The 23,690-nt window shown below is 62.9% G+C and carries 17 protein-coding genes and 1 pseudogene; 7 read left to right on the forward strand and 11 right to left on the reverse strand.

The features are described from left to right. Positions 1-18 precede the first annotated feature (18 nt). Complete coding sequence (gene mmsB, locus AC1D1N_RS07365) at positions 19-903, forward strand: 3-hydroxyisobutyrate dehydrogenase (protein ID WP_477347554.1); 885 nt, start codon at positions 19-21, stop codon at positions 901-903. Positions 904-1,185: 282 nt separating this feature from the next. On the opposite strand, the gene AC1D1N_RS07370 is transcribed toward mmsB, so the two are convergent. The 5 genes and pseudogenes from AC1D1N_RS07370 to AC1D1N_RS07390 form a co-directional block, all read right to left on the reverse strand. Beyond that, the gene (locus AC1D1N_RS07370) at positions 1,186-1,833 is read right to left on the reverse strand and encodes a cytochrome c oxidase assembly factor Coa1 family protein (RefSeq protein ID WP_477347556.1); all 648 of its coding nucleotides are present in this window, start codon (positions 1,831-1,833) and stop codon (positions 1,186-1,188) included. A 112-nt stretch (positions 1,834-1,945) separates the two neighbouring features. Further along, positions 1,946-2,311: a hypothetical protein gene (locus tag AC1D1N_RS07375; protein ID WP_436260436.1), complete on the reverse strand. Its 366-nt coding sequence runs from the start codon at positions 2,309-2,311 to the stop codon at positions 1,946-1,948. A 123-nt stretch (positions 2,312-2,434) separates the two neighbouring features. Continuing rightward, the gene (locus tag AC1D1N_RS07380; protein WP_477347558.1) at positions 2,435-3,814 is read right to left on the reverse strand and encodes an aspartate aminotransferase family protein; all 1,380 of its coding nucleotides are present in this window, start codon (positions 3,812-3,814) and stop codon (positions 2,435-2,437) included. Positions 3,815-4,066: 252 nt separating this feature from the next. Continuing rightward, positions 4,067-6,124, reverse strand: a complete 2,058-nt coding sequence (locus AC1D1N_RS07385) for a prolyl oligopeptidase family serine peptidase (RefSeq protein ID WP_477348817.1) — start codon at positions 6,122-6,124, stop codon at positions 4,067-4,069. A gap of 135 nt (positions 6,125-6,259) precedes the next feature. Then, positions 6,260-7,433: pseudogene (locus AC1D1N_RS07390) on the reverse strand (MFS transporter). 244 nt (positions 7,434-7,677) lie between these two features. Between AC1D1N_RS07390 and AC1D1N_RS07395 the strand changes: the two are divergent. The 4 genes from AC1D1N_RS07395 to AC1D1N_RS07410 all read left to right on the forward strand — a co-directional run bounded on the left by AC1D1N_RS07395 (position 7,678) and on the right by AC1D1N_RS07410 (position 14,889). Further along, positions 7,678-9,255: a trimethylamine methyltransferase family protein gene (locus AC1D1N_RS07395; RefSeq protein ID WP_477347560.1), complete on the forward strand. Its 1,578-nt coding sequence runs from the start codon at positions 7,678-7,680 to the stop codon at positions 9,253-9,255. A 75-nt stretch (positions 9,256-9,330) separates the two neighbouring features. Beyond that, entirely contained in the window at positions 9,331-11,901 is a 2,571-nt protein-coding gene (locus AC1D1N_RS07400) for a GcvT family protein (RefSeq protein WP_477347562.1), read from the forward strand. 43 nt (positions 11,902-11,944) lie between these two features. Beyond that, complete coding sequence (locus tag AC1D1N_RS07405) at positions 11,945-13,522, forward strand: ArnT family glycosyltransferase (protein ID WP_477347564.1); 1,578 nt, start codon at positions 11,945-11,947, stop codon at positions 13,520-13,522. A 56-nt stretch (positions 13,523-13,578) separates the two neighbouring features. Continuing rightward, positions 13,579-14,889, forward strand: a complete 1,311-nt coding sequence (locus tag AC1D1N_RS07410; RefSeq protein ID WP_477348819.1) for a M24 family metallopeptidase — start codon at positions 13,579-13,581, stop codon at positions 14,887-14,889. Positions 14,890-14,900: 11 nt separating this feature from the next. Here the strand turns inward: AC1D1N_RS07410 and AC1D1N_RS07415 are convergent, their stop codons facing one another. The 4 genes from AC1D1N_RS07415 to AC1D1N_RS07430 all read right to left on the reverse strand — a co-directional run bounded on the left by AC1D1N_RS07415 (position 14,901) and on the right by AC1D1N_RS07430 (position 18,724). After that, positions 14,901-16,088, reverse strand: a complete 1,188-nt coding sequence (locus AC1D1N_RS07415) for a hypothetical protein (RefSeq protein WP_477347566.1) — start codon at positions 16,086-16,088, stop codon at positions 14,901-14,903. A gap of 13 nt (positions 16,089-16,101) precedes the next feature. Then, a complete protein-coding gene (locus AC1D1N_RS07420; RefSeq protein ID WP_477347568.1) occupies positions 16,102-16,710 on the reverse strand; it encodes a hypothetical protein in 609 nt (202 codons plus the stop codon). Positions 16,711-16,787: 77 nt separating this feature from the next. Beyond that, entirely contained in the window at positions 16,788-17,621 is an 834-nt protein-coding gene (locus tag AC1D1N_RS07425) for a phosphate/phosphite/phosphonate ABC transporter substrate-binding protein (RefSeq protein WP_477347570.1), read from the reverse strand. Positions 17,622-17,713: 92 nt separating this feature from the next. After that, positions 17,714-18,724, reverse strand: coding sequence for a fatty acid desaturase (locus AC1D1N_RS07430; RefSeq protein WP_436260444.1), 1,011 nt, complete (start codon positions 18,722-18,724; stop codon positions 17,714-17,716). Positions 18,725-18,953: 229 nt separating this feature from the next. On the opposite strand from AC1D1N_RS07430, the gene AC1D1N_RS07435 reads away from it, so the two are divergent. Next, positions 18,954-19,811, forward strand: a complete 858-nt coding sequence (locus tag AC1D1N_RS07435) for a helix-turn-helix domain-containing protein (RefSeq protein WP_203278444.1) — start codon at positions 18,954-18,956, stop codon at positions 19,809-19,811. Positions 19,812-19,926: 115 nt separating this feature from the next. Next, positions 19,927-20,949: a betaine--homocysteine S-methyltransferase gene (gene bmt / locus AC1D1N_RS07440; RefSeq protein WP_477347572.1), complete on the forward strand. Its 1,023-nt coding sequence runs from the start codon at positions 19,927-19,929 to the stop codon at positions 20,947-20,949. A gap of 13 nt (positions 20,950-20,962) precedes the next feature. On the opposite strand, the gene AC1D1N_RS07445 is transcribed toward bmt, so the two are convergent. Continuing rightward, the gene (locus tag AC1D1N_RS07445; RefSeq protein WP_477347574.1) at positions 20,963-21,151 is read right to left on the reverse strand and encodes a hypothetical protein; all 189 of its coding nucleotides are present in this window, start codon (positions 21,149-21,151) and stop codon (positions 20,963-20,965) included. A 341-nt stretch (positions 21,152-21,492) separates the two neighbouring features. Beyond that, positions 21,493-23,688: a vWA domain-containing protein gene (locus tag AC1D1N_RS07450; RefSeq protein ID WP_477347576.1), complete on the reverse strand. Its 2,196-nt coding sequence runs from the start codon at positions 23,686-23,688 to the stop codon at positions 21,493-21,495. Positions 23,689-23,690: the final 2 nt, after the last annotated feature.

The raw sequence follows: 23,690 nt of genomic DNA on the forward strand, positions 1-23,690 counted from the left end.
ACAATTCAGGAGAACTTGATGACCACCATTGCCTTCATCGGCCTAGGGAACATGGGCAATCCGATGGCCGCCAACCTGGTCAAAGCGGGGCATACGGTGAATGGTTTTGACCTTATGCCGGAAAACCTCACGGTCGCCCGTGAACATGGTGTGACGGTAATGGCCAATGCTGTTGCCGCGGTGAAAGACGCTGATGTCGTCATCACCATGTTGCCGGCCGGCAAGCACGTGCTCTCGGTTTACGAGGACATCGCGCCCAAGGCCAAGCAAGGCGCGCTGTTCATCGATTCCTCGACCATCGACGTCGAATCAGCCCGCAAGGCCCATGCCGTTGCAGGGAAGCACGGTCTGCATTCGATCGATGCCCCCGTCTCCGGCGGCACCGGCGGAGCTGCCGCGGGCACCCTCACCTTCATGGCCGGCGGGTCGACCGAAGCTTTTGCTGCCGCTGAACCGATCCTGAAGCCGATGGCCGGCCGCATTGTCCATTGCGGCGATGACGGCGCCGGCCAGGCGGCAAAAATCTGCAACAACATGATGCTCGGCATTTCGATGATCGGCGTTGCCGAGGCCTTCGTGCTGGCCGAAAAACTGGGCCTCTCGCATCAGGCGCTGTTCGACGTCGCCTCGACCTCGTCCGGCCAGTGCTGGTCGCTGACCACTTACTGCCCGGTGCCCGGCCCAGTGCCGACATCGCCGGCCAACAGGGATTACAAGCCGGGCTTTGCCGCGGCACTCATGCTGAAGGACCTGAAACTGTCGCAGGAGGCTGCCCAAAGTGCGGGCGCGGTGACGCCCATGGGGGCTGAAGCAGCCCAGCTTTATGCGCTGTTCAACGCGCAGGGAAATGGCGGCGCCGATTTTTCCGGAATCATAAATTTTCTGCGCGGCAATTCTCTATAAGTTTCGAATTTTGCAGCGTTTTTATCGATTTTTCTCGTATGGAAAAATTGCAAATTTAGATTTGCTTAAGCTCTCGATAACCCGACGGTAACGATGTGCCTATACAACGGATGGCGAGGCGGACATATCGCATCCGCCCGGCGCTCCGGATCAGGTCTCGCGTACCGGAGCCCGTAAGTTTCGCAAGTGTTTTGTTGGCGAAACGCCATGCGTATCTGGCAAAGCCGCGTTCCCGATGGGGCGCGGTTTTTGCGTTTTGCGGACTATACTGTGTGGTCTGAATTATATTCCGATTGCAGCGTTCGGAATTGCCTCATGGTCTTCATTGACCAGCACGATCGGTGCGCCGGCCCCTTCGACCCTGACGATAAGCAGGCGCACACGCCATATGCCGGCGGTGCGGATGGCATGCGAATACGCAGTGGCCTTTCCCTTGGCGCCGTGAATCGGAATGCTGAACCGGGCTTCACCGGAACCGTTGGCATCGACATTGATGCTGCCGCCAACCCAGTAATTGTCGGTCAGGTCATCGCCGATGGCCGCCTTGACGCGATCGTCGGCCCGTACGGCGTCCATGGTCATGTGATAGGCGTCGCTGCCTTTCATCAGGCGGGGAATGCCGCCGACGGTGACGGCAACAACGCCGAACCCGACGACCCAGACGATGAGCCCGGCGATCGCCCAGTTGCGTTGCGTCCTGCGAAAATGCTCCGCATCGCGCCATGGGTAATTTTCCCAGGCCCAGCGGCTGCCGCGCGCGCCCAGCACGAAGAGCATGACGATGTTGACCAGAGGGACGAACATCAGCAATGCGATGAACGTGCTGTTGCCGATACCCCAGATCCAGTTGAGGAAAAACGCGCCCCAGTTCCAACGGTCGAGTTCGGGCGGAATTTCAGCGGGCTGGTTGAGCGGTTGTACGGCCATCATGTCCCCCATCGGCAAAGACTGCCGCGCGGGAGTCTAGCGCAGGCGCGGCAAAACCGGAAACCGGCTTTGACCCCGACGCCAAAGTCGGACAGAGGCGGGGCCGAAGCCTCAATTAGTCCTTTAACGACAGCCGGCGAAAATTCGCTTTCACCGCGCGGCTGGCAGGCTTCAGCGCCGCACTGATCGACCGTTCCACGGCTATGCCGTTGAACAGCGATGGCGTGCGGCCGGAAAAAACCTCCGGCCAGAAGCGCGCCGCCGATTGGAACAGCGCCATTTGCGCGGCAAACGCCCCTTCGGCAACAGCCGTGGCTTTCTCATTGATGGCACGTGCAGTCTCGGAGCCAAGGCCTCTGCCGTTTTGTGCGTCGGCTGCCATCAGAGGCAGGCGCATGACCATCACCAATGGCGCCAGCATCAGGTCGGCTCCTATGGCGCCCGCTCCTCGCGTGCGCAGTGTCTTCGTGATCTTTTTCATGAACCCCTCAACTGCAGCCGATCCTGCCGGCTGAGAACACTACGCGCGACGGCGGCTATCGTTCCCTGACATCACGAGGTTGCGCAGGCGCGCTGCCCTCAGCGCGCCTGGCGATCTCTCCGCCTACTTCTTGCGCAAATCCGCTAGCGCCAGATCGAGCGCCCTGGCGATGCGTTCGCAAGCCATGTCGATCGTCTCACGCGACCAGATCAGCGGCGGCGACAGGATCATCGTGTCGCCGGTGGCGCGCAGCATCATGCCTTGCGCGATGGCGTGGTCACGGACGGTGACGGCGGCACTGCCCGCCGGCAGGAAGCGTTCCTTGGTCGCTCTGTTCTTGACGATCTCGATCGCCCCCATCAGCCCGATCGAACGCACCTCGCCGACCAGCTCGTGGCCGGCAATGCGCTCCTGCAGCGCCTGGGCGAAGTAAGGTCCGGTGTCGTTCTTGACGCGGTCGACCAGACCTTCGCGCTCCATGATCTCGAGGTTCTTCAGCGCCACCGCGCAGGCGACCGGGTGACCCGAATAGGTATAGCCGTGATAGAACTCGCCGCCCTTTTCGACCAGTGTCGCTGCGATGCGGTCGCCGACCAGCAGTGCCGAAAGCGGCTGGTAACCCGACGTCAGCGCCTTGGCCGTGGTGATGGTGTCGGGCTCGATGCCGAAGGTCTGCGCGGCGAACCATTCGCCGGTGCGGCCATAGCCGGTGATGACCTCGTCCAGCATCAGCAGCACATCGTATTTGCGGCAGATGCGCTGCACTTCCGGCCAGTAGCTCATCGGTGGGATTTTTACCCCACCTGCTCCCATCACCGGTTCGCCAATGAACGCGGCAACCTTGTCGGCGCCGGCTTCGAGGATGGCGTCCTCGACCGCCTTGGCGGCGCGCAGGCCGAAATCATGGTCGCTTTCGCCAGGCAGCGCCAGCTCATAGGCATAGGGCATCATCACATGGACGATGTTGGGGACAGCACCACCGAGCTGCTTGTGCATCAGATCCATGCCCCCCAGCGATGTGCCGGCGACAGTCGAGCCGTGATAGCCCATCTTGCGCGAGATGATGCGGTTCTTCTCCGGCTTGCCCTCCAGCGCCCAGTAGTGGCGCACGAGCCGCAGCGCCGTGTCGTTGGCCTCCGAGCCCGACGAGCCGTAGAACACTTGGGCGACGCCCTTGGGCGCCAGTTCGGCCAGCTTCTTCGACAACAGCACCGGCGTCGGCGTCGAGCATTTGAAGAAGGAGTTGTAGTAGGGCAATTCCTTCATCTGCGCGTAAGCAGCGTCGGCCAGCTCGTCACGGCCATAGCCGACATTGACGCACCACAGCCCGGCCATGCCGTCGAGAATCTCGGTGCCATCGGCATCGTAGATGAACGGACCGTTGGCATGGGTGATGATCCGCGAGCCGGCCTCTCGCAATTCCTTGTGGTCGGTGAACGGATGCAGATGATGCGCGGCGTCGATCTGCTGAAGCTGCTTCAGCGAATAATTCTGATAGGTCATCTCTGGGTCTTTCCTCTGAAATCATTCCGGCGATGCCGGGGCGAATTCGTCAGAGGACGGCAGGTGGTGAATAGCCAATGCGGGCGCAAAGCCGCAAAAGCTCGGCGCGCAGCGTGCGCGGTGACGGCGTCACCGCGACCCGAAATACGCGAGCCCCAAAGGCGCTAACCAAGATCCTGACGAGAGCCATGGCCGCACTTTAGAGCAAAGGCTGGTCGAGGTGAACCACCCTTTGCTTGGCCCACGAGGGGTCTAGGCCTTGGCGGACAACGCCCTTTGCAGGAAGACATATTTCATCGCGGTTTGTGCAGCCTGCGGCCGGCGGTCGCCGCGCCCGCCATGGCCACCCTCGGTCTCCTCGAAGAACAAAGTCCTGTCGTGCCCAGCTTCTTGAAGCCGCGCCGCCATCTTGCGGGCATGGCCGGGATGGACGCGGTCGTCGGCGGTCGATGTCGTCAGCAGCACCGGCGGATAGGCAGCGTCGGCTGACACATGCTGGTAGGGCGAATAGGCGCCCAGCCATTTGGCCTCTTCCGGTTTCGACGGATCGCCATATTCGCCCATCCACGAGGCGCCCGGCGGCAGGTCGGTGTAGCGCAGCATGTCGAGCAGTGGCACTTCGATGATGACGGCGCCGAACAGCTCGGGGTGCTGCGTCAGCGAAACACCGGTCAGCAAGCCGCCATTAGAACCGCCCTGGATGCCGAGCGAGCCGGCGGTGGCGATGCCGCGCCCGACGACATCTTCGGCCACCGCGGCGAAATCGTCGAAGGCAGTCTGGCGATTGCCCTTCAGCGCCGCCTGGTGCCAGGCCGGTCCGAACTCGCCGCCGCCGCGGATGCAGGCCTGCACATAGGCATTGCCCTTTTCCAGCCACAGCCTGCCGCGCACGCCGGCATAGCCGGGCAGCAGCGGCACCTCGAAGCCGCCATAGCCGTAAAGCAGCGTCGGCACCGGACCCTTCTGGTCGCGCCGCCTGACGACGAAATACGGGATCATGGTGCCGTCCTTCGAGCGCACCTCGAACTGTTCGGAAATCAGCGGCGCGGCATCGAAACGCGCCGGCTGCGCCTTCACCGTCGCCAGCGTCTCGCCATCGTCGTCCGACCAGATGATCGAGCTCGGCGTCAGGAAATCGGTGAAGGAGAACGAAACGCTGGAGCCGAAATGCTCGGCGTGTGCGATGCCGACATTGCCGTTTTCGGGCAGTGCGACCGGCTTGAGCGACCAGCCTTCCCCATTGCGCTCGGCGACGATGATCTTGCCGCGCACATTGTCCATCAGGTTGATGAACAGCCGGTCCTGCGTGCGGGCAATGCCTGCGATGGACACGCGATGCGCCGGCGCAAGCATGGTTTCGACAGGCCCCAAATCGCCGGTGTCGATCCAGCGTTCGAAATCCAGGGAATAGAGCCCGTCAGGTTGGCACTCGGTGCCGTCAGGCGCCGTCCACGGGCTGCGCACGCTGAACACAAACCGACCCTTGAACAGTGCCGTATCGGTGACATCGTCCGGCAGCGGAATGCGCCGGTTTTCGCCCGATGGCAGGCGCAGAAAACTGTGCGAGGAGAAGAAGGCGATCGCGCGGGCCAGAAACAGATACTGCCTGTCGCCGTCATATTCGACCCCGACGCCGGCCGCGAGATCCTGCTTCTCCGCCTCGAAGATCGGCGTCGCGTCTTCCAGGCGGGTGCCGCGCTTCCACAGCTTGACGACGCGCGGATAGCCGGACTGGGTCTTGTCCTCTTCCTCGAAGGCGGCCGAGACAAGCACGGTGTCCTTGTCCAGCCAGGAAAAACCGGATTTGGAGGCGGGAGCGCGGAAGCCGCCCTCGACAAAGGATTTGGCTTCAATGTCGAATTCGCGCATCTCGCTGGCATCGCCGCCATCCGGCGACATCGCCACCAGGCATAGATTGAAGTCGGGATAGAGGCGGCTGGCGCCGCCGAACACCCATTTCACACCCTCCTTGGCCGACAGGATATCGAAGTCGATGATCGTCTCCCAGTCGGGCTTCTCGGTCTTGTAGGAGGCGACCGTCGTACGGCGCCAGAGGCCGAGCACATTGGTCTTGTCCTGCCAGAAATTATAGACGTGGCCGTTGAGCGCAGCGCCGACCGCAATGTTGTCTTCCGCTGTCATCAGGTCGAGCGCTGTCTCGAACGCCGCCTGATAGGACGGATCGCCCTGCAACTCGCCGACCGTGACCTCGTTCTGGCGATGCACCCAGTCGAGCGATTGCTTGCTGGTCCGATCTTCCAGCCAGAGGAAATTATCCTCGGCGGCGGTCTCGGTCTGGCGTTTTGTCATCGATTGGGTCACGCATGGTCTCCAAGCTATTGGCGGGCGGCCCTGCCTACATCGCGTCCCAGGCGGTTTTATTCAAGATGGTGACGTTGGGTCATTGAGACTGATGAAGGTTAGCCCCTGCTCCAGACAACCCCGTCAGGCGTTTTGGCGCTTGAAGGATCGGTAGAGCGCGAAGCTCACCAGCAGTGCGTCGAGGCCGGCGATGACCACCGGCAGGCCGAGCGGGCCGATGACCTGCATCAAGGCACCAGCGCCGGGCGGGCCGACAATGCCGCCGGCGCCCCACATCAAGGCGAAGGCGGCGTTGCCGGCGACCAGCACCGTTCCCTTGAAGCGGCTGCCGAGCTCGACCAGCGCCATGGTGTAGACGCCGTAGCCGACCGCCCATGACCACCAGCACCGGCCAGACCAGCGGCGTGGTGATCAGTACCGGCAGCGACAGCGCGCACGCTGCTGTCGCCAATGCGCAAAAGACGATCATCGCCCGGCCGCCGAAGCGTTCGGCCATCAGCCCGAGCGGGATCTGCAGCAGGATGTTGCCGGCCGACAGCGCCGTTACCAGCGCCGCGAGCTTTGCTTCGGGAAGCGCATAGCCGGCGCCGAAGACCGGGATCAGCGCGTAGGTGCTCTGCTGCACCGCCGCCGAAACCAGCACCGCCAAAAGCAGCGCCGGCGCCAGCCTGGCAAAGCCGAAAAGGTCGCTGGCGGGCTGACCGTCATCCTCGAAACCGGTCAGCTTCGACGACACTGCGCGCAGGATCAGCGCACAGAACGCAAAGCCCGCTATCGCGGCAATGAAGGGCGGCCATCCCGAGGCGCCGACAGTGATCAGGATCAACGGCCCGGCGGCATAGCCAGCGCCCATCAGCGCGTTGAACACACCCATCACCCGGCCGCGACGCGACGGCGGCGCCAGCGACAGCGCCCACACCTCGCCAAGCACATAGAGCGGGTTGATGACGAGGCCGACGAAAAAGCGAATGACGAACCAGGCCACCCAGTCCTGCAGATAGCCGATGCCTAGAAAGCACAACGCTCCGATCAGCGAACTGCCGACGGCGAGATTGCGGGCGCCGAACAGCCGTACGGCCGCCGGCACGAAGGACGCCGACAGGATGAGGCCGACCGGCATCATCGCCGCCGAAAGGCCGATCAGCGCAGGCGACATGCCTTGCCGCTGCATCAAGAGCGTGAACAGCGGATAGCTCAAGCCTTGCGCGGCCCCGAACATGGCCAGGGCCGCAGTGACACCGGCAAGCGCTGCCCATTGGGTTACCGCTTCGCCATCACTCGAACCGGTCGCGGCCATGCTGCTTTCCATGTGAACTGCCGGACCATTCAGCGGCAAACCATGAGCTAGCGGTTCGAATTCGCGAAAGGAAGGGCCGCCGCCGAAATCCCCTTGCGCCAAGGGCCAGTGGACGCGTCCTATCTGTCGCACACTGCCATTCCGGCATGTCGCTTCCCTCGTCCTAGTGGTCGCCGCCTCCGCAATGGCCGGACAGCCGCCGGTCCATTATGCCGGCCGCTACCCGCATCGTACGAGGACCATCATGACCGCCGCCCTGCACCCAGCCGAACCGCCTTTGGCAACCGATCGCGCCCGTCGTGGTGGCCGTGCGGGCAAGCGCGCCGGCGGCTCGGCCGCCTTCGAACAGCCGGCTTTCCGACAGTTGAGAAACCCGCTGACGCCGACCAAGCTGGTCTCCGACGACGAGCTGGAATCGATCCACCTCGCCTCGTTGCGCGTCTTGAGGGAAATCGGCGTCGACGTGCTGCATGACGAAGCCCGTCGCATCATGAAGGAACATGGCGCCGACGTGACCGCGGGCAGCGAGCGCGTGCGCTTCGACAGTGACATGATCCTCGATCTCATCTCGAACTGCCCGTCGGAATTCACGCTGCATGCCCGCAACCCGGCGCACGATGTCCGCTTCGGCGGCAACAATGTGATCCTGTCGATGATGGCCTCGGCGCCGAACTGCTCCGACCTCGATCGCGGCCGCCGCCCGGGCAACCAGCAGGACTACCGCAACTTCCTGCGCCTGGCGCAGATGCACAACATCCTGAACTGCACCGGCGGCTATCCGGTCGAGCCGACCGACATCCACCCGTCGGTGCGCCACCTCGAATGCATCCGCGACCTCGCCACGCTGACCGACAAGGTGTTTCACATCTATTCGCTCGGCAAGGAACGCAATGTCGACGGCATCGAGATCGCCAGGATCGCGCGCGGCATCAGCCACGAGCAGATGCTGGAAGAGCCGTCCGTCTTCACCATCATCAACACCAATTCGCCGCTCAAGCTCGACGTGCCGATGATGGAAGGCATCATCCAGATGTCGAGCAAGGGCCAGGTCGTTGTCGTCACGCCCTTCACCCTGTCGGGCGCGATGGCGCCGGTCACCATCGCCGGCGCGCTGGTGCAGCAGAATGCCGAGGCACTGTCCGGCATCGCCTTCGCCCAGATGGTGCGCAAGGGCGCGCCGGTCGGCTATGGCGGCTTCACCTCCAATGTCGACATGAAGTCCGGTTCACCGGCCTTCGGCACACCCGAATACATGAAGGCACAGCTGGTCGGCGGCCAGCTTGCCCGCCGCTACAAGATCCCCTACCGCACCTCCAACACCTGCGCCGCCAACACGGTCGACGCGCAGGCCGCCTATGAAAGCGTGTTTTCGCTGTGGGGCGCCATCCAGGGCGGCGGTAATCTCATGATGCACGGCGCTGGCTGGCTCGAAGGCGGCCTGCGCTGCTCCTACGAAAAAACCATTCTCGATATCGACCTGTTGCAGATGGTGGCGGAGTTCCTGACCCCGCTCGACCTCTCCGAAGAGGCGCTCGGCTTCGACGCCATCCAGTCTGTCGGCCCCGGCGGCCATTTCTTCGGCACCCAGCACACGCAAGACCGCTACAAGAACGCCTTCTACTCGCCCATCCTCTCCGACTGGCGCAATTTCGAAACCTGGGCCGAAGCCGGCTCGCCGACGGCGCTGGAAAAGGCCAACAAGGTCTGGAAGGAACGGCTGGCGTCTTACGAAGAACCCTATATGGACCCGGCCATTCGCGAAGAGCTCAACGACTTTGTCGAAAAGCGCACGTCCGAAGGCGGCGCGCCGACCGATTTCTGATCGACACACCGTGCAGCGTTCGTCACGCCGCTGGCCAACACCTGATTCAATTTACGCAAAAACGGACCCATCTTTATGAAATCTCACGTCAAAGCGGTTGTCATTGGCGGCGGCGTCGTCGGCTGCTCGGTTCTCTACCATTTGGCCAAGGCCGGCTGGACCGACATCATGCTGATCGAGCGTTCGGAGCTGACCTCCGGCTCGTCCTGGCACGCGGCCGGCGGCTTCCACACGCTAAACGGCGACCCGAACGTCGCCAAGCTGCAGGCCTATACGGTGCAGCTCTACAAGGAGATCGAGGAAATCTCCGGCCAGTCCTGCTCGCTGCATTTGACCGGCGGCGTAATGATGGCCGATACGCCCGAGCGCATGGATTTTCTGCGCCTGGCCCATGCCAAGGGCCGCTATCTCGGCATGGACACCGAGCTGATCACCCCCTCCGAAGCCAAGGCGATGTTCCCGCTGATGGACGAGACGAATTTCGTCGGCGCCATGTGGGATCCGGTCGAAGGTCATCTCGATCCCTCCGGCACCACCATCGCCTATTCCAAGGCAGCCAAGAAACTCGGCGCCGAGATCGTGCTGCGCAACCGCGTTGTTGATCTGACGCAGCAGCCCGACGGCACCTGGAACGTCGTCACCGAGCAGGGCACGGTGCATGCCGAGCATGTCGTCAATTGCGGCGGGCTGTGGGCGCGCGAGATCGGCCGCATGGTCGGCGTCGAACTGCCGGTGCTGGCGATGGAGCATATGTACCTGCTCACCGAGCCGATGCCGGAGGTCGAGGAATTCAACAAGTCGACCGGCCGCGAGATGATCGGCGTGCTCGACTTCAAGGGCGAGATCTACACCCGCCAGGAGCGCAACGGCATCCTGCTCGGCACTTATGAAAAGGCCTGCAAGCCGTGGTCGCCGGTCAACACGCCGTGGGATTTCGGCCACGAACTGCTGCCGCCGGATCTCGACCGCATCGCGCCATCGCTCGAAATTGGCTTCAAGCATTTCCCCGGCATCGAGAAGGCCGGCATCAAGCAGATCATCAACGGCCCCTTCACCTTCGCGCTCGACGGCAACCCGCTGGTCGGACCGGTGCAGGGCGTGACCAATTTCTGGTGCGCCTGCGCCGTCATGGCCGGCTTCAGCCAGGGCGGCGGCGTCGGCCTCGCACTGTCCAACTGGATGGTGCATGGCGATCCCGGCTTCGATGTCTGGGGTATGGATGTCGCCCGTTTCGGCGAGTGGGCCGGCCCGCGCTACACCAACGCCAAGGTGCGCGAAAACTATTCGCGCCGCTTCTCCATCCGCTTCCCCAATGAAGAGCTGCCGGCGGCTCGCCCGGCGCAGACGACGCCGCTCTACGACACCATGCTCGCCAACAACGCCGTCATGGGCGATAGCTGGGGTCTCGAAACGCCGCTGTGGTTCGCGCCGAAGGGCAAGGAGCCGAAGGACATCGTCTCCTTCCACCGCTCCAACGATTTCGGCCCGATCGGCGAGGAAGTGCGCGCCACGCGTGAGAAGGTCGGCGTCACCGAAATCGCCAACTTCGCCAAATACGAAGTGTCGGGGCCTGCGGCGGAGGATTTCCTCAACCGGCTGATGACCAACCGCATGCCGAAGATCGGCCGCATCGTGCTGACGCCGATGATCAACGAATTCGGCAAGCTGATCGGCGACTTCACCATCGCCAAGGCCGGCGAGGACCGCTTCATGATCTGGGGCTCGTCCGCGGCGCAGAAATACCATATGCGCTGGTTCGAAAAGCACCTGCCTAGGGATGGGTCGGTGCGTATTCATCGCTTCGACCAGACACTGGTCGGTCTGTCGATCGCCGGTCCGAAATCCCGTGACCTGCTGCAAAAGCTGGTCGATGTCGACATCTCGACAAAAGCCTTCCGCTTCATGGACTTCCGCGAGATGGCGGTCGGCGGCGCGCCCTGCATGGTCAACCGCATCACCTATACCGGCGATCTCGGCTACGAGATCTGGATGGCGCCGGCCTATCAGCGTCTGGTCTACAAGGCCATCAAGGACGCCGGCGAGGAGTTCGGCCTGGTCGATTTCGGCATGCGCGCTTTGCTCTCCATGCGCCTGGAAAAGAACTTCCCGACCTGGTTCCGCGAGCTGCGCCCGATCTACGGGCCGTTCGAAGGCTCGATGGACCGCTTCATCAAGCTCGAGAAGAACGACTTCATCGGCCGCGAGGCCGCCGCCAAGGAACAGGCGGAAGGGCCGAAGCTGCGCCGCGTCTCGTTCATCGTCGATGCGACCGATGCGGATGTCATGGGCGACGAGCCGATTTGGGCCAAGGTCAGCAAGGACTACGGCACGGTTGAAAAGCCGCATGGTTACGGCGCGCCGCGCTTCGACACATCGGGCAAGGAAGTCCGCGGCTCGAAAGCGGCGGAAGGGGCTTCGGCCGTGCGCGGCATCGTCGATGGCGACTGGCGGGTGGTCGGCTGGGTCACCTCGGGCGGCTATGCGCATTCTGTGCAGAAATCGATGGCGCAAGGCTATGTGCCGGCTGCGCTTGCCGAGGACGAAAGTGCTGGCTTGTTCGAGATCGAGATCCTCGGCCATCGGCGTTCCGCCCGCATCAATGTCGAGGCGCCCTTCGACCCCAGCGGCGAGAAGATGCGGACCTAAAAAGGCGACAGCGTGTGTGAGATCGTGTAAGGGGCCATCGGCGGTGGCCGCAGGCTTTTCCCTCGATGAGAAGACGATCCCCTTGCAGTATCTAGAGAAATGGACGGACTGGCTGTGCGAAGGCAAGGTCGGTCCCTTCAACGCCGCGCTGGTCTGCCTCGCGGTTTATTGCCTTGTCCAGATCGTGGTAATGGCGCTGTTGTCCCACATCGTTGGAACCGGCGTCGGCGTCGACGATTCCGAACAGCTGATGTACATGCATTACCTCTGGGCCGGCTATGGCGGCTCGCAGCCGCCTCTCTATACGTGGCTTGCCCGCATCGTCGCCGGCGTGGTCGGGACGAATATACTCGCGCTCAAGATCGTGAAGTACCTTCTGATCGGCGTGGCGCTGGCGTCGGCTTTCATCGCTGTCCGCCGTCTCGGCTATTCCAGCCGGGCTGGCGCCGCCGCCATGTTCGGCCTGTTGTTGTTTCCGCAGATGGTGTGGGAGATGCAGCATGCCCTCACCCACTCGATTGCCGCCTTCTGCTTTTCAGCGGTGCTGTTTCTTGCGCTCGTCGAACTTGTGCAACGCCGATCGCTCTTAGCCTATGTGCTTTTCGGTGTGGCTATCGCTGCCGCGATCCTGTCGAAATACAACAATGTGATTTTCCTCGCCGCGCTGATCCTGTCGACGCTTTCGCTGCGCGAAACACGCAGCGTCGTGCTGAATCGCCAGTTTTTGATCAGTGTCGCGGTGGCTGTGCTGCTTTGCCTGCCGACACTCTACTGGAGCCTGACGCATACCGACCAACTGCTGTCGCATAGCGGCGGTTTCTTCGGCGCGGCCAGGGAAAGCGGGGTGTTACAGACCGCATTCGACGGAATAAGCGGGCTGGGCAGGGCGATCCTGTTTTTCGCCCTGCTGCCGGTCGGTATATTCGCAGTGGCTTTCCTCATCGCATGGAAGAGGCCCGCGCCGACCCCGCAACCGGCCCCCTGGCCCGAAAGACTGGTGTGGCGCACCATCGCCTTTGCCCTCGCCATCACCATCGTGCTCGTCCTGGTGAGCGGCGCGACGGAATTTCGCGATCGCTGGATGCTCCCCATCCTTGTCTTGCTGCCTGTCGCACTCGCCCTTCGCATGGACGCCAGGGGCGACAAGGGCAGGAAAGTGCAGGACATCATCGTCTTTGTCGGCGTGACGCTCGCCATCCTGGTGCTGCCGGTGACTTGGTACGCGCACCTCAATGGCGGCGACAGCCGCGGCAGCATCGTGCGCGTCGACTACAATTCGCTCTACAGCCAGTTGACGGCAAACGGACCGATACGCACCACCGTGTCGAGCTGGCACTGGTTGGGAAATCTGCGTCTGGTCGACCCCGATCTCGTCGTCCTCGATGGAGAATTGCCGGACTTCGGCCAATTGCTGAAAGAGCCGGCGGTGTTCGTCACGGCAGACGACAGGGTGGGGGTCGAAAGTATCCTCAAATTGCTGAATGAGGCCGGCTACGCAGCGGATGGACCGCCGCAGCAGCTGGCCGTGCCGATGCTGTTCGGCAGCGACCCGCCCACCCGCACTATAACCGTCACGCGCCTGAAGAAGGTGGCGGCCGCGGCAGGCGCAACACCACAATAGCATCGGCAGGGAGGCGTCGGGTGGAGAAGCAAGGGTTCGGTCGTCACCGCAAGATCATGCCGTTCGAGCCGGGCTCGGTCGAGGCTTTGCGCGACGCCTCGCGCCAGAAGGCGGCTTCGCTCAACCAGCACGTGCTGGGCTATGGCGCGCTGGCTGAGTCCGAATGGCAAGCGGCAGGCATCGCAGCACCCGACCTGCCCGCGATGCGTAAATACCGGCTCGAGCGCATCCGCGCTGAGCTGAAGCGCCGCGGCTATGCCGGCGCCCTGCTCTACGACCCCGTCAACATCCGCTACGCCACCGATTCGACCAACATGCAGCTGTGGGTGGCGCACAATCCGACCCGCCACTGCTTCGTCGCCACTGAGGGACCGGTGGTGCTGTTCGACTATTTCTCCTGTGAGCATCTCTCCGACCATTCCGGCGTCGTCGACGAGGTGCGACCGGCAGTGTCGTGGATGTATCTCTATGGCGGCGAGTTGACCGAACAGAAGGTCCGCCGCTGGGCCGCCGGCATCGCCGATCTGGTCAGGGAACATGGCGGCGGCAACAGCCGCATCGCCGTCGACCACATAAATCCGGAAGGCGTCGAGGAACTCGCTCGGCTTGGTATTGCCATCGGCAATGGCGAAGCGGTGATGGAAAACGCGCGGCTGATCAAGTCGCCCGACGAGATCCTCGCCATGCGCCGCGCCATCGTCGCGTGCGAGGCGGCGATGGGCGAGATGGAGAAGGCGCTGAAGCCGGGCATTTCCGAAAACGAACTCTGGGCCGAGCTGCATCGCGGCAACATTGCGCGCGGCGGCGAATGGATCGAAACCCGGCTGCTCGCGTCGGGGCCGCGCACCAATCCATGGTTCCAGGAATGCTCGTCACGCGTCATCGAAGCAGGTGACCTCGTCGCCTTCGACACCGACCTGATCGGCCCCTACGGCTTCTGCGCCGATCTCTCACGCACCTTCCTTTGCGGCGACGAAAGGCCGTCGAACGAGCAGCGTGACCTCTTCCGAATCGCGGCCGACCAGATCGCCCACAACACGCAACTGATGCAGCCCGGCATCTCCTTCCGTGACCTGGTCGAACGCTCCGTGGTGCCTCCGGGAGATTGCTTCCCGACCCGATACGGCGTGCTCTATCACGGCGTTGGTCTGGCCGACGAATATCCGACCCTGCCGCATTCCAGCGACTGGACGCCAGGCACGCCCGACGGCGTGCTGGAGCCGGGCATGGTGCTGTGCGTGGAAAGCTATATCGGCAGGCTTGGCGGCCATGAGGGCGTCAAGATCGAGGAGCAGATCCTGATCGCCGCGACCGGCAACGAGCAGCTTTCAACCTACCCGTTGGATGCGAGGCTGTTGGCCGACTGACGGCGGAGCTCTCAGTAATCGCAGTCGATCTTGCGCTTTGCCCGGTCGAAGACGCTATCGAACCGCCCCCGACCAATGGTCTGGTCCTTGGCCGAGACAGCCTGCCAGGTCCGCTCCTTGTCGGCACCCATGCCGGCCAGCGTGTTGATCGCCAAGTCGCCATAGCTGGCATGAAGCGGGATTGTTCCCGCCCGGATACGCTCCAGAAATGGCTCCACGGCGGGAGCGCCCCGCTCTCCAAGTTGGCAAAGGCCCTGCACGCCAGCCAGATAGGAATGCTGCCAAAAATTGCCGTTGTCGCGTGGCTGCAGCGCAGCGTCGTCGATCAGATAGAGCATCGTCGTGATGGCATCGGCATTAAGCGCCGACAACCTCGTCAAGGCACGATAGGCGGCCACGCGCCGGGGCATATCCCTCGCCAACCTTTCGAGATCGGCACGATGCGCCGGAATCACGTCGTCGGGCAGGTATTGGATAGCGAGAGCCAGGTCGCCGGCTTGCCGTGCATCGATGTTGCCGACTTCGATATCCAGCTCGAACAGCCTCGCGAAGAGCACATCGGCAAGACGCGCCATACTCTGCGGCGTCGCGTCCTTCGCATGGCTCGCCGCCGTGTAGACATGCCTTGGGATGTCCAACCGCCTGTCGTTGAGCACGGCTACGGCGAGATCGATATCGTCCTGCGACGCAGTCCGCTTGTCACCCAGCCTGCTGAAGAAATCCTCGGCGAGGGAATTGGTGACGGCGTCGATCGGCTGAGGCTGACCGACCTTCGCAGCCAGGACAACAGCGGCATCCGCCGAACCAGCCGGCAGCGCAAGCTTCATGCCGAGCGCGTGGACGACGAACCCGCTCCAGTCGGGTCGTGGGCCGAACCGGTCAAGGTGGGTGAGCCGAAGCAATCGCGGGAAGCCGATGCGAATATCGAACTGGTAGCCCGTCACGTAGCTCGGCAAGAGCAGCGGCAGCAGCCGATAGGAAGCAACGCTGGTCGATCGATAGACTTCGGAAAAACGGCCTCCCGCCTTGCTCTGCACGGAGATGCGGTAGACCGACATCGTGTCTGCCGTCGGATCGAGCCCCGCCTGATAGTCGTCCAGCCCACGCTTGACCTGCCCGGTGCTGATCATGGTATCGGCTTCCGACAGCGGGGCCTCGGCCTCGATCAGGCAATTGCCCTTGGCAATCTCGATCCGCATGCGCTCCGAGGCTTTAGGCGCCTTGAAATCCCGGGGACCACCAAGAGGGACGCGCATCGGCGAGTTCGACCAGCGGACAAGAAGCTCGATGCTCCATGTGGAAGGTCCTGGCAGTGGCCGAAAAATCGACCTCGGGCATTTCCTTGTCGTAGTCGAGCACCATGATGCGCTGGACGCTGCCGGTCAGCAGCGCGCGCATGCAGAAATCGTCGCAATGCGTCTGGGTTTTCGTCCAGAAGACGGATCGATCGGAACGAACCGCCAGTGTCCCGGTCTGGAAAGGCCGCAGAACCTGGTCGTGGTCGCCCGACACCAGCGCTGTCGTGGTCTGGTCCATCGATCTGTTGATCAGGAAAGGTGGCACGGCAAGCAGCGCCGCCGCAATCAACGGGCTGGTCAGCCAGGCCAGCCGAGCTGGAATGCGAAAGCTGATGGCCCAGGTCAACAGCACGAACAGAAACACCGGTGGGATCAGCGCCATCAGTATGGCGATCGGGATGCCGACGATGCTCATCGCCGCAACGATCGCCATCTGCGGAAAAAGCAGGCACGGTATGGCCGCCAGTCCCAGGACCAGCAACACGGCTCGGAATGTCCATCTCTGCACAGTTGCGGCGGCCATATGCACCATCCGGCGAAGTCCCGTGCAGGCTGCACGAAGATGGTGATGGTCGCGTAAAGATCGGACTCTGGCCCGATCTATCGACGGGCAGAGTTAGCGAACGGTGTGTACGACAGGTCAGAGGCCACCACGTCGGCCATGATCCGCCTGACCGGTTCCGGCGTCGTCCTGGCGGTGATGTAGGGCAGGCCTTTGCGCCGCGCCGTCCAGCCGACAACAGCGACCTTGCGTGCCGCTGACTCGAAACGCTGCGCCAGCGCCCAGCTCTCACAGTCGATCGCGGCGATATCCGCCCTGCCCTCGGCAACCGCGACGATCGAACCGCGATGGCCGCCACCCTCGCTGCGCGACGAAAAGATATCGAGACTTTCGCCGGCCGCTTGCAGGTCTCGCGTCAGCGCAATGACGCCCGACATCGAATCGAGACTGTTGAAGGTGAAGCGCTTGCCACGCATGAGATCGAGCGGCAGCGAGGCTTTGCCGTCCGCAGGCGACCGAACCTGTGGCCCCTCGCCTGTCCGCATCACCAACGCGCTCGAATAGAGTTCGCCCTGGCCGCCCTCGTAAGCGTCGTAGCTCGGCTGCCCGACCACCTGCACCTGTTTGGATAGGCCCAGCTCCATCGGCCCCCAGCAGGTCTGCGCGAACAGCAGCGCCGGATGCAGCCAGAGCTGGTGATAGTCGAGTTCGTTCGGCGGCAGCGTTACCGGATCGGGCGCGATCAGTCTGCCCTCGGCGTCGTGGATGCCGCCCGGCACCTGCGGCAGGTCACCATTGCGGCGCACGATAGCCTGCGGCGCATCGATGCCTTTTTGCCTGAAAGCCTCGCGCAACCCGGCCCATTGCGCGTCGACCTCGTCGCGCACCTCTGGCCAGTCGTACATCGGCAAAGCCGCAACCAAGTCACTCATGCCGACACCCAATCATCATGTCTCAGGAAAGGATCGCAAAAACGCGGCGTCCAATCAGAATTGGCCGACACGGGTCCTGGGATGCCCCGAAATTATTCCTTGGGCGGCTCGGCGGGAACCGGCGCGCTACCGAGCCCGCTAACACTGCGTGCCCTGACGCGCGGCTTGAACGCCCTGCCCGGCTCGGCCTGGCGGCGCAGCACCGGGTGAACGATCGGCTCCTTGGCCTTGAAGGCGTAGGCTTTGATCAGCGCAAAATAGTTCGGGTAGGCATAGCCATTGTTCATCCGCAGCCACTCGTCGCGGCGGTCGCGAAACAGCTTCGGCAGCTTGTACCAGGCCACCGTCGGGGTCTTGTGATGGACGAAGTGCAGATTGTTGTTGAGGAAAAGGAACGACAGCGGCGAGCGCTCGATGATCACCGTGCGTCCCTCAGGATGCTCGGACCACTGATGCTCGGCGAAGGTGCGGACAGCGATCAGCGACTGGCCGAGCCAGACCGGCACCAGAATGTAGAGCCATACGGGGATGCCGAAGCCGAGCTGCACGACCGGCAGCACGATGGCGAGACCGATCGCATGCAGCAGCCATGCCTTGCCGATCACCTTGTCGCCGGCAATCATGTGCTTGGCGTCGTCGATGAAGAAACCGATGCAGGACAGCCAGGGGCCGAGAAAGAAACGGCCGACCATGGTGTTGTTGATCTTGAGCAGGAATTTCATCGTCGGCGGCAGATCGTCATGCATCCACAACGCCTGGTAATAGCTCTCGGGATCGTCGAGCGGATCGGTCAGTCGCTCGTCGGCGTGGTGGCGCAAGTGAAGCGTCTTGAAGCGACGGAACGGCCAGACCAGGCCGATCGGCAGGAAGACGAAGGCTTCATTGATCAGCGCGCTGCGCGTCGGATGGCCATGCAGCACTTCGTGCATGATTGACGACTGCAGGGCCAGGATGAAGCCGAGGAGAATGAGAGCCAGGATCGGATAAGAGGGCCAGAACAGCAGACCGACAGCAAGCCATGTTCCGTAACAGAAGAAAGCGAGGACCACGGTCGGCCATTCGATGGCCGCTGCGTTGCGTCGCTTGATGCTCTTGCCTGCCATGCTATCGACCACTGTCCTTCAGTCGCCGGAACCCCAATTGGTTCCTGACAGCATAGTGTCAGGAGAAGCGATTCCACTCAACGAGACAAAGTGTACAAAATGTTGCGATTGCGCATTTTTGACCGCATATGTTACACATTGTAAACAACCTTCGGGATTCATTTACGCTTGGAGCCCTGATTCGACGGCTCTGGCGCAAATTTTTCCTCAAAGAGCGCGGAGAACAACAGTGGACAAACGGGACCTGTCAGCCATCTTTCGGGAGCGTCTGAAGCTGCTCCTGACACGATCCGACCTCAACCAGTCGGCCTTCGCGTCAGCAGTCGGCATCGATCGGTCGGCGCTGTCGCAACTGATGTCCGGCGCTTCGACGCGGCTGCCGCGCGCCGAAACGCTGCTCAACATCGCCGCCGAATTCAAAGTGTCTCTGGATTGGCTGCTTGGGCTGAGCCAGGACGAAGGCGTCACCGGCGAAATTCGCGAAAGCCTGGAGATTGAGGAGGCGCCCGACGGTTTCGACCGCACGCTCTTGGCCAAATGGTTTGCGGAAGCCGCGGGCACCAAGATCCGCTATGTGCCGGCCGGCATTCCCGACCTCCTGCGCACACGCCAGCTGGTCGATTACGAAGCCAACATCACCAACCGCAGCCGTCTGGCGCAGGCCAGCGAGACCCAGTACCGCATCGAGTATAACAGGCGCCCGGAGACCGATATGGAGGTCTGCATGCCGCGCCACACGCTGGAGATTTTTGCCCGCGGCCTCGGCGTCTGGGATCGTTTTCCTGAGGCAGACCGGCGGCAGCAGCTCGCCCATATGGCGACGCTGCTTGACGATCTCTACCCTACCTTCCGCCTGTTTCTCTATGACGGCCGCATGCGCTACTCGATCCCGCTGACCATCTTCGGTCCCTACCGCGCCGCCATCTATGTCGGCGACATGTATGTGGTGCTGAATGCCACCCAGCCGGTGCAGGCTCTGACCCGGCATTTCGACAATCTGATCCGGGCCGCCGACGTCAACCCGCACGAAGCAGCCGCCTTCGCGCGCAATCTGGCCGGCGCGTCGTTCCCGTCGGGTTCTGCCTGATCGTCAACACCCCGGAAAGGTTCGCAGCGCGGCGACCACGGGCCGCAAACACATTGACTGGACATAAAGACTTCTTTATATCCTTATTCCGTTCGAAGATTTGAAAGCCGATCCGATGACCACGACCAATCCCATCGACGCATTGCTGGCCGAAAAGGGCGTGCTGCTGGCCGACGGCGCCACCGGCACCAATCTGTTCGCGATGGGTCTGGAGGCCGGCGAAGCGCCCGAGCTGCTCAACGAGACAGCGCCTGACACCATCACCAGCCTGCACCAGAATTTCGTCGATGCCGGCGCCGACATCATTCTCACCAACTCTTTCGGCGGCACCCGCCACCGGCTGAAGCTGCATCATGCGCAGGACCGCGTCCACGCGCTGAACAAGCGGGCCGCCGAAATCGCCCGCGCTGTCGCCGACAAGGCCGGCAGGAAAGTCATCGTGGCGGGCTCGGTCGGCCCGACAGGCGAGTTGCTGGTGCCGCTCGGCGCCATGACCTATGACGAGGCGGTCGAGGCCTTCGCCGAACAGATCGAGGGTTTGAAGGAAGGCGGCGCCGAAGTCGCCTGGATCGAGACCATGTCAGCGCCGGACGAGATCCGCGCCGCCGCCGAAGCCGCCATCCGCGTCGGCCTGCCCTACACCTATACCGGGTCGTTCGACACCGCCGGCCGCACCATGATGGGTCTGTTGCCCAAGGATATCCACGGCGTCGTCGACGGGCTGTCGCAAAACCCGCTCGGCGTTGGCGCCAATTGCGGTGTCGGCGCCTCCGACATCCTGGCGTCGCTGCTCGACATGACCGAGGCCAAGCCGGAGGCGACGATCATCGTCAAGGGCAATTGCGGCATCCCGGAATTCCGTGGCACCGAGATCCACTATTCCGGCACGCCGGAACTGATGGCAGACTATGTCAGGCTGGCGGTCGATGCCGGCGCCAAGATCGTCGGCGGCTGCTGCGGCACCTCATTCCAGCACCTTGCCGCCATGCGCAAGGCGCTCGACGCGCACACCAAATCCGAACGCCCAACCGTCGAGACGATCGTCGAGCGCATCGGCCCGATGCGCAACAAGGTGGCGACGGAAAACACCGCCGAGACCAGCGAAGCCCGCCGCGAACGTCGCCGCAGCCGAGCCTGATATCGATCTGGAATTATTCGCTGTTTTCAGCGTAGCGCGACAGCGCCGTCTTGAAATCCGTGCTGGTGTTGCCGGCGCCGCCGCCCATGGTCATCAGCGTACCCGATGCGCCGGGATCGGTGATCTGCTCAAGCATGGCGCGGAAGCGGTCGTTGTTCAGCGCCGACATCGCCGTGGTCCTGGCCGCGGCCACGTCATTCATGATGCGCCGAGATTCCGCCGAATGCGCCTGCGAAGCGGTCGACTGAACGTCCCTTGCCGCCGGCATCGAAGTCGCAATGTCTCTGATCTGCAATTCGGCCCCCAAAGCCCTGTATTAGCTCTTCGTAACAAGAGGAAATTGCGATCCCGTTCCGGAATTGCCGCAAAATTTATCGATCCGGCACATCACCCCTTTGTTCGAGGAGCACCTCACCTGAATATCGGCAGATCCGAAAAAAGGCCGGCAAGGAAAAGATCCCTCGCCGGCCTGCCTCACCCGCCCGTAGCCGGTTCCCCCGTATCAGAACGACCCCCGTCTGAAAGGAACCGGCTGTATTGCCACTACCGGTTACCGCCCAGCGCCGAGGCAAGGCGCACAAGCGAAAGGAACTCGGACCTGTACCCAAACGGGTCGGCTCCTCGGGCGGCGGTGGCAATCTCCATGATCTTGTCGTAACCGAACTTCGCGGTCGCATCCTCGTCGCGCAGCTTCTGGCCGAAGGCGGCGACGGCGACGGAGAAGCGCTGGTCGGTGCTGGCCTGGTCGAAGGACTGGACCTCGTTGGCCGAGGTCACCGGCGTGGTGATCAGCTTCGAGATGTCTTCGTTCGGCAGCTTGTAGCGGATCTTCACGAAGGCATACTCGTCGGCATTGGCGACGCCGCCATTGTTGACCGTTGCCTGGCCGTAGCGCAGCGGATCCATCTGTTCGCCGCCACTGCCTTTCGGCGTGATCTCATAGATGGCGGTGACCGAATGGCCGGAGCCGATATCGCCGGCATCGACGCGGTCATTGTTGAAATCCTCGCGGTTCAAGGCGCGGGTTTCGTAGCCGATCAACCGGTATTCCGAGACCTTGTCCGGGTTGAACTCGACCTGGATCTTGACGTCCTTGGCGATGGTGAACAGCGTCGAGGAGGCATCCTCGACCAGAACCTTCTCGGCCTCGGCCAGCGTGTCGATATAAGCGGCGGTGCCGTTGCCGTTCTGGGCGATGGTCTGCATCATCTGGTCGTTCAGATTGCCGCGTCCGAAGCCGAACACCGACAAGAAGACGCCCGTCTTGCGCTCCTGCTCGATCAATCGCTTCAGATCCTCGTCATCAGTCTGGCCGACATTGAAGTCGCCGTCTGTGGCCAACATCACACGGTTGATCCCGTCCTTGACGAAGGACTGCTGGGCAAGCTTGTAAGCTTCCTTGATGCCTGCCTCGCCGGCCGTCGAGCCGCCGGGCTGCAGATTGTCGATGGCGTTGAGGATCTTGTCCTTCTCGGTAACCTTGGTCGGCATCAGCACCGTGCCGGCGTCACCGGCATAGGTGACGATCGAGATGGTGTCGTCCGCCTTGAGCTTGCTGACCAGCAGCCGGAACGCCGACTTGAGCAGCGGCAGCTTGTCCGGCTCGTCCATCGAGCCCGAGACGTCGATCAGGAACACCAGATTGGCCTTGGGCTGTTCCACCGGCTTGACGTCGAAGCCCTTGATGGCGACGTGCATCAGCTTGGTATGCCCGTTCCACGGCGTCGGCATGACGCTGACGGTCGAGTTGAATGGCGTCGAGGCCGAATCCGGACCCTTCCAGTCATAGGGGAAGTAATTGACCATCTCCTCGACACGCACCGTATCGGCCTGCGGCAGGTAGCCCTGCTTCAGCGAGCCGCGCACGAAGGAATAGGAAGCGGTGTCGACGTCGATCGAGAAGGTCGAGACCGGATCCTGAAGGGCTGCATGCACCGGATTGGTCTTGAAATCCTCAATGCGGTCGCGGTTTGGCTCCTGCGGCGCTATCTGGTCGGCCGACATCGTCGAAGGCTGCTGCGGCGCCATCAGTTTGGATTCGGCGGCCGTGCGGCCGGCCTGCGCGGCGCCATCGGCCGCAGGCGCCTGTGGCACCATTCGCATCATCGCTCGGTTGGACGGCGGCGCGGCCTCGGTGCTTGGCGCAGGCTCGGGCGCCTGCTGGTAAGTCTGCAAAGTGCCGTACTCGGCTTCGTTCACCTTCGCTGCAGCCTCGGTCTTCGGCGACGCATCGCCTCCCAGACCAGCGGTCGGACCCGACCCAGACTTCGGCGCGGTCGGCGTGACAAGCGCGTCGTTGACGTCGCGGCTTCGCACCTCGGCGTCGGCGTCGGCCTTCTTCAGGTCGCCTTCGGGCGCCTGCTTGTCTTTTCCCGGTGCGTTGATCGCCGGCCCACTGGTTGCCGGCTTGTCGGCCAGCGTCTCCGTGATCTTCTCGTCCCCACCAAATGTGGCGGGCTGTTCCCTCAGCATGTGGAAGGTGGCGTATCCGGCGATCGGCAGGGCGACGAGCCCGGCAATGGCCGGCGTGGCGATGAGTTTCTTTTGCATGATCTCGCTCCAGAGCTTTTGTGCTCGCTCTGTGAGACGAAGCCCGCCGGCCGATCCTTGGGTGGCGGCAGAAATATTTTCCTGATCATAGGCGCGCATGGCGGCTTCGAAGGCGCGTGCCTTCGCGCTCTCGCCCGGCGCCGGTACTGCTGCATCGCGCAGCCTGTTGAGTTCGTTGTCGTCGACCATGG

It is taken from the genome of Mesorhizobium sp. P2_B5, assembly GCF_056404775.1.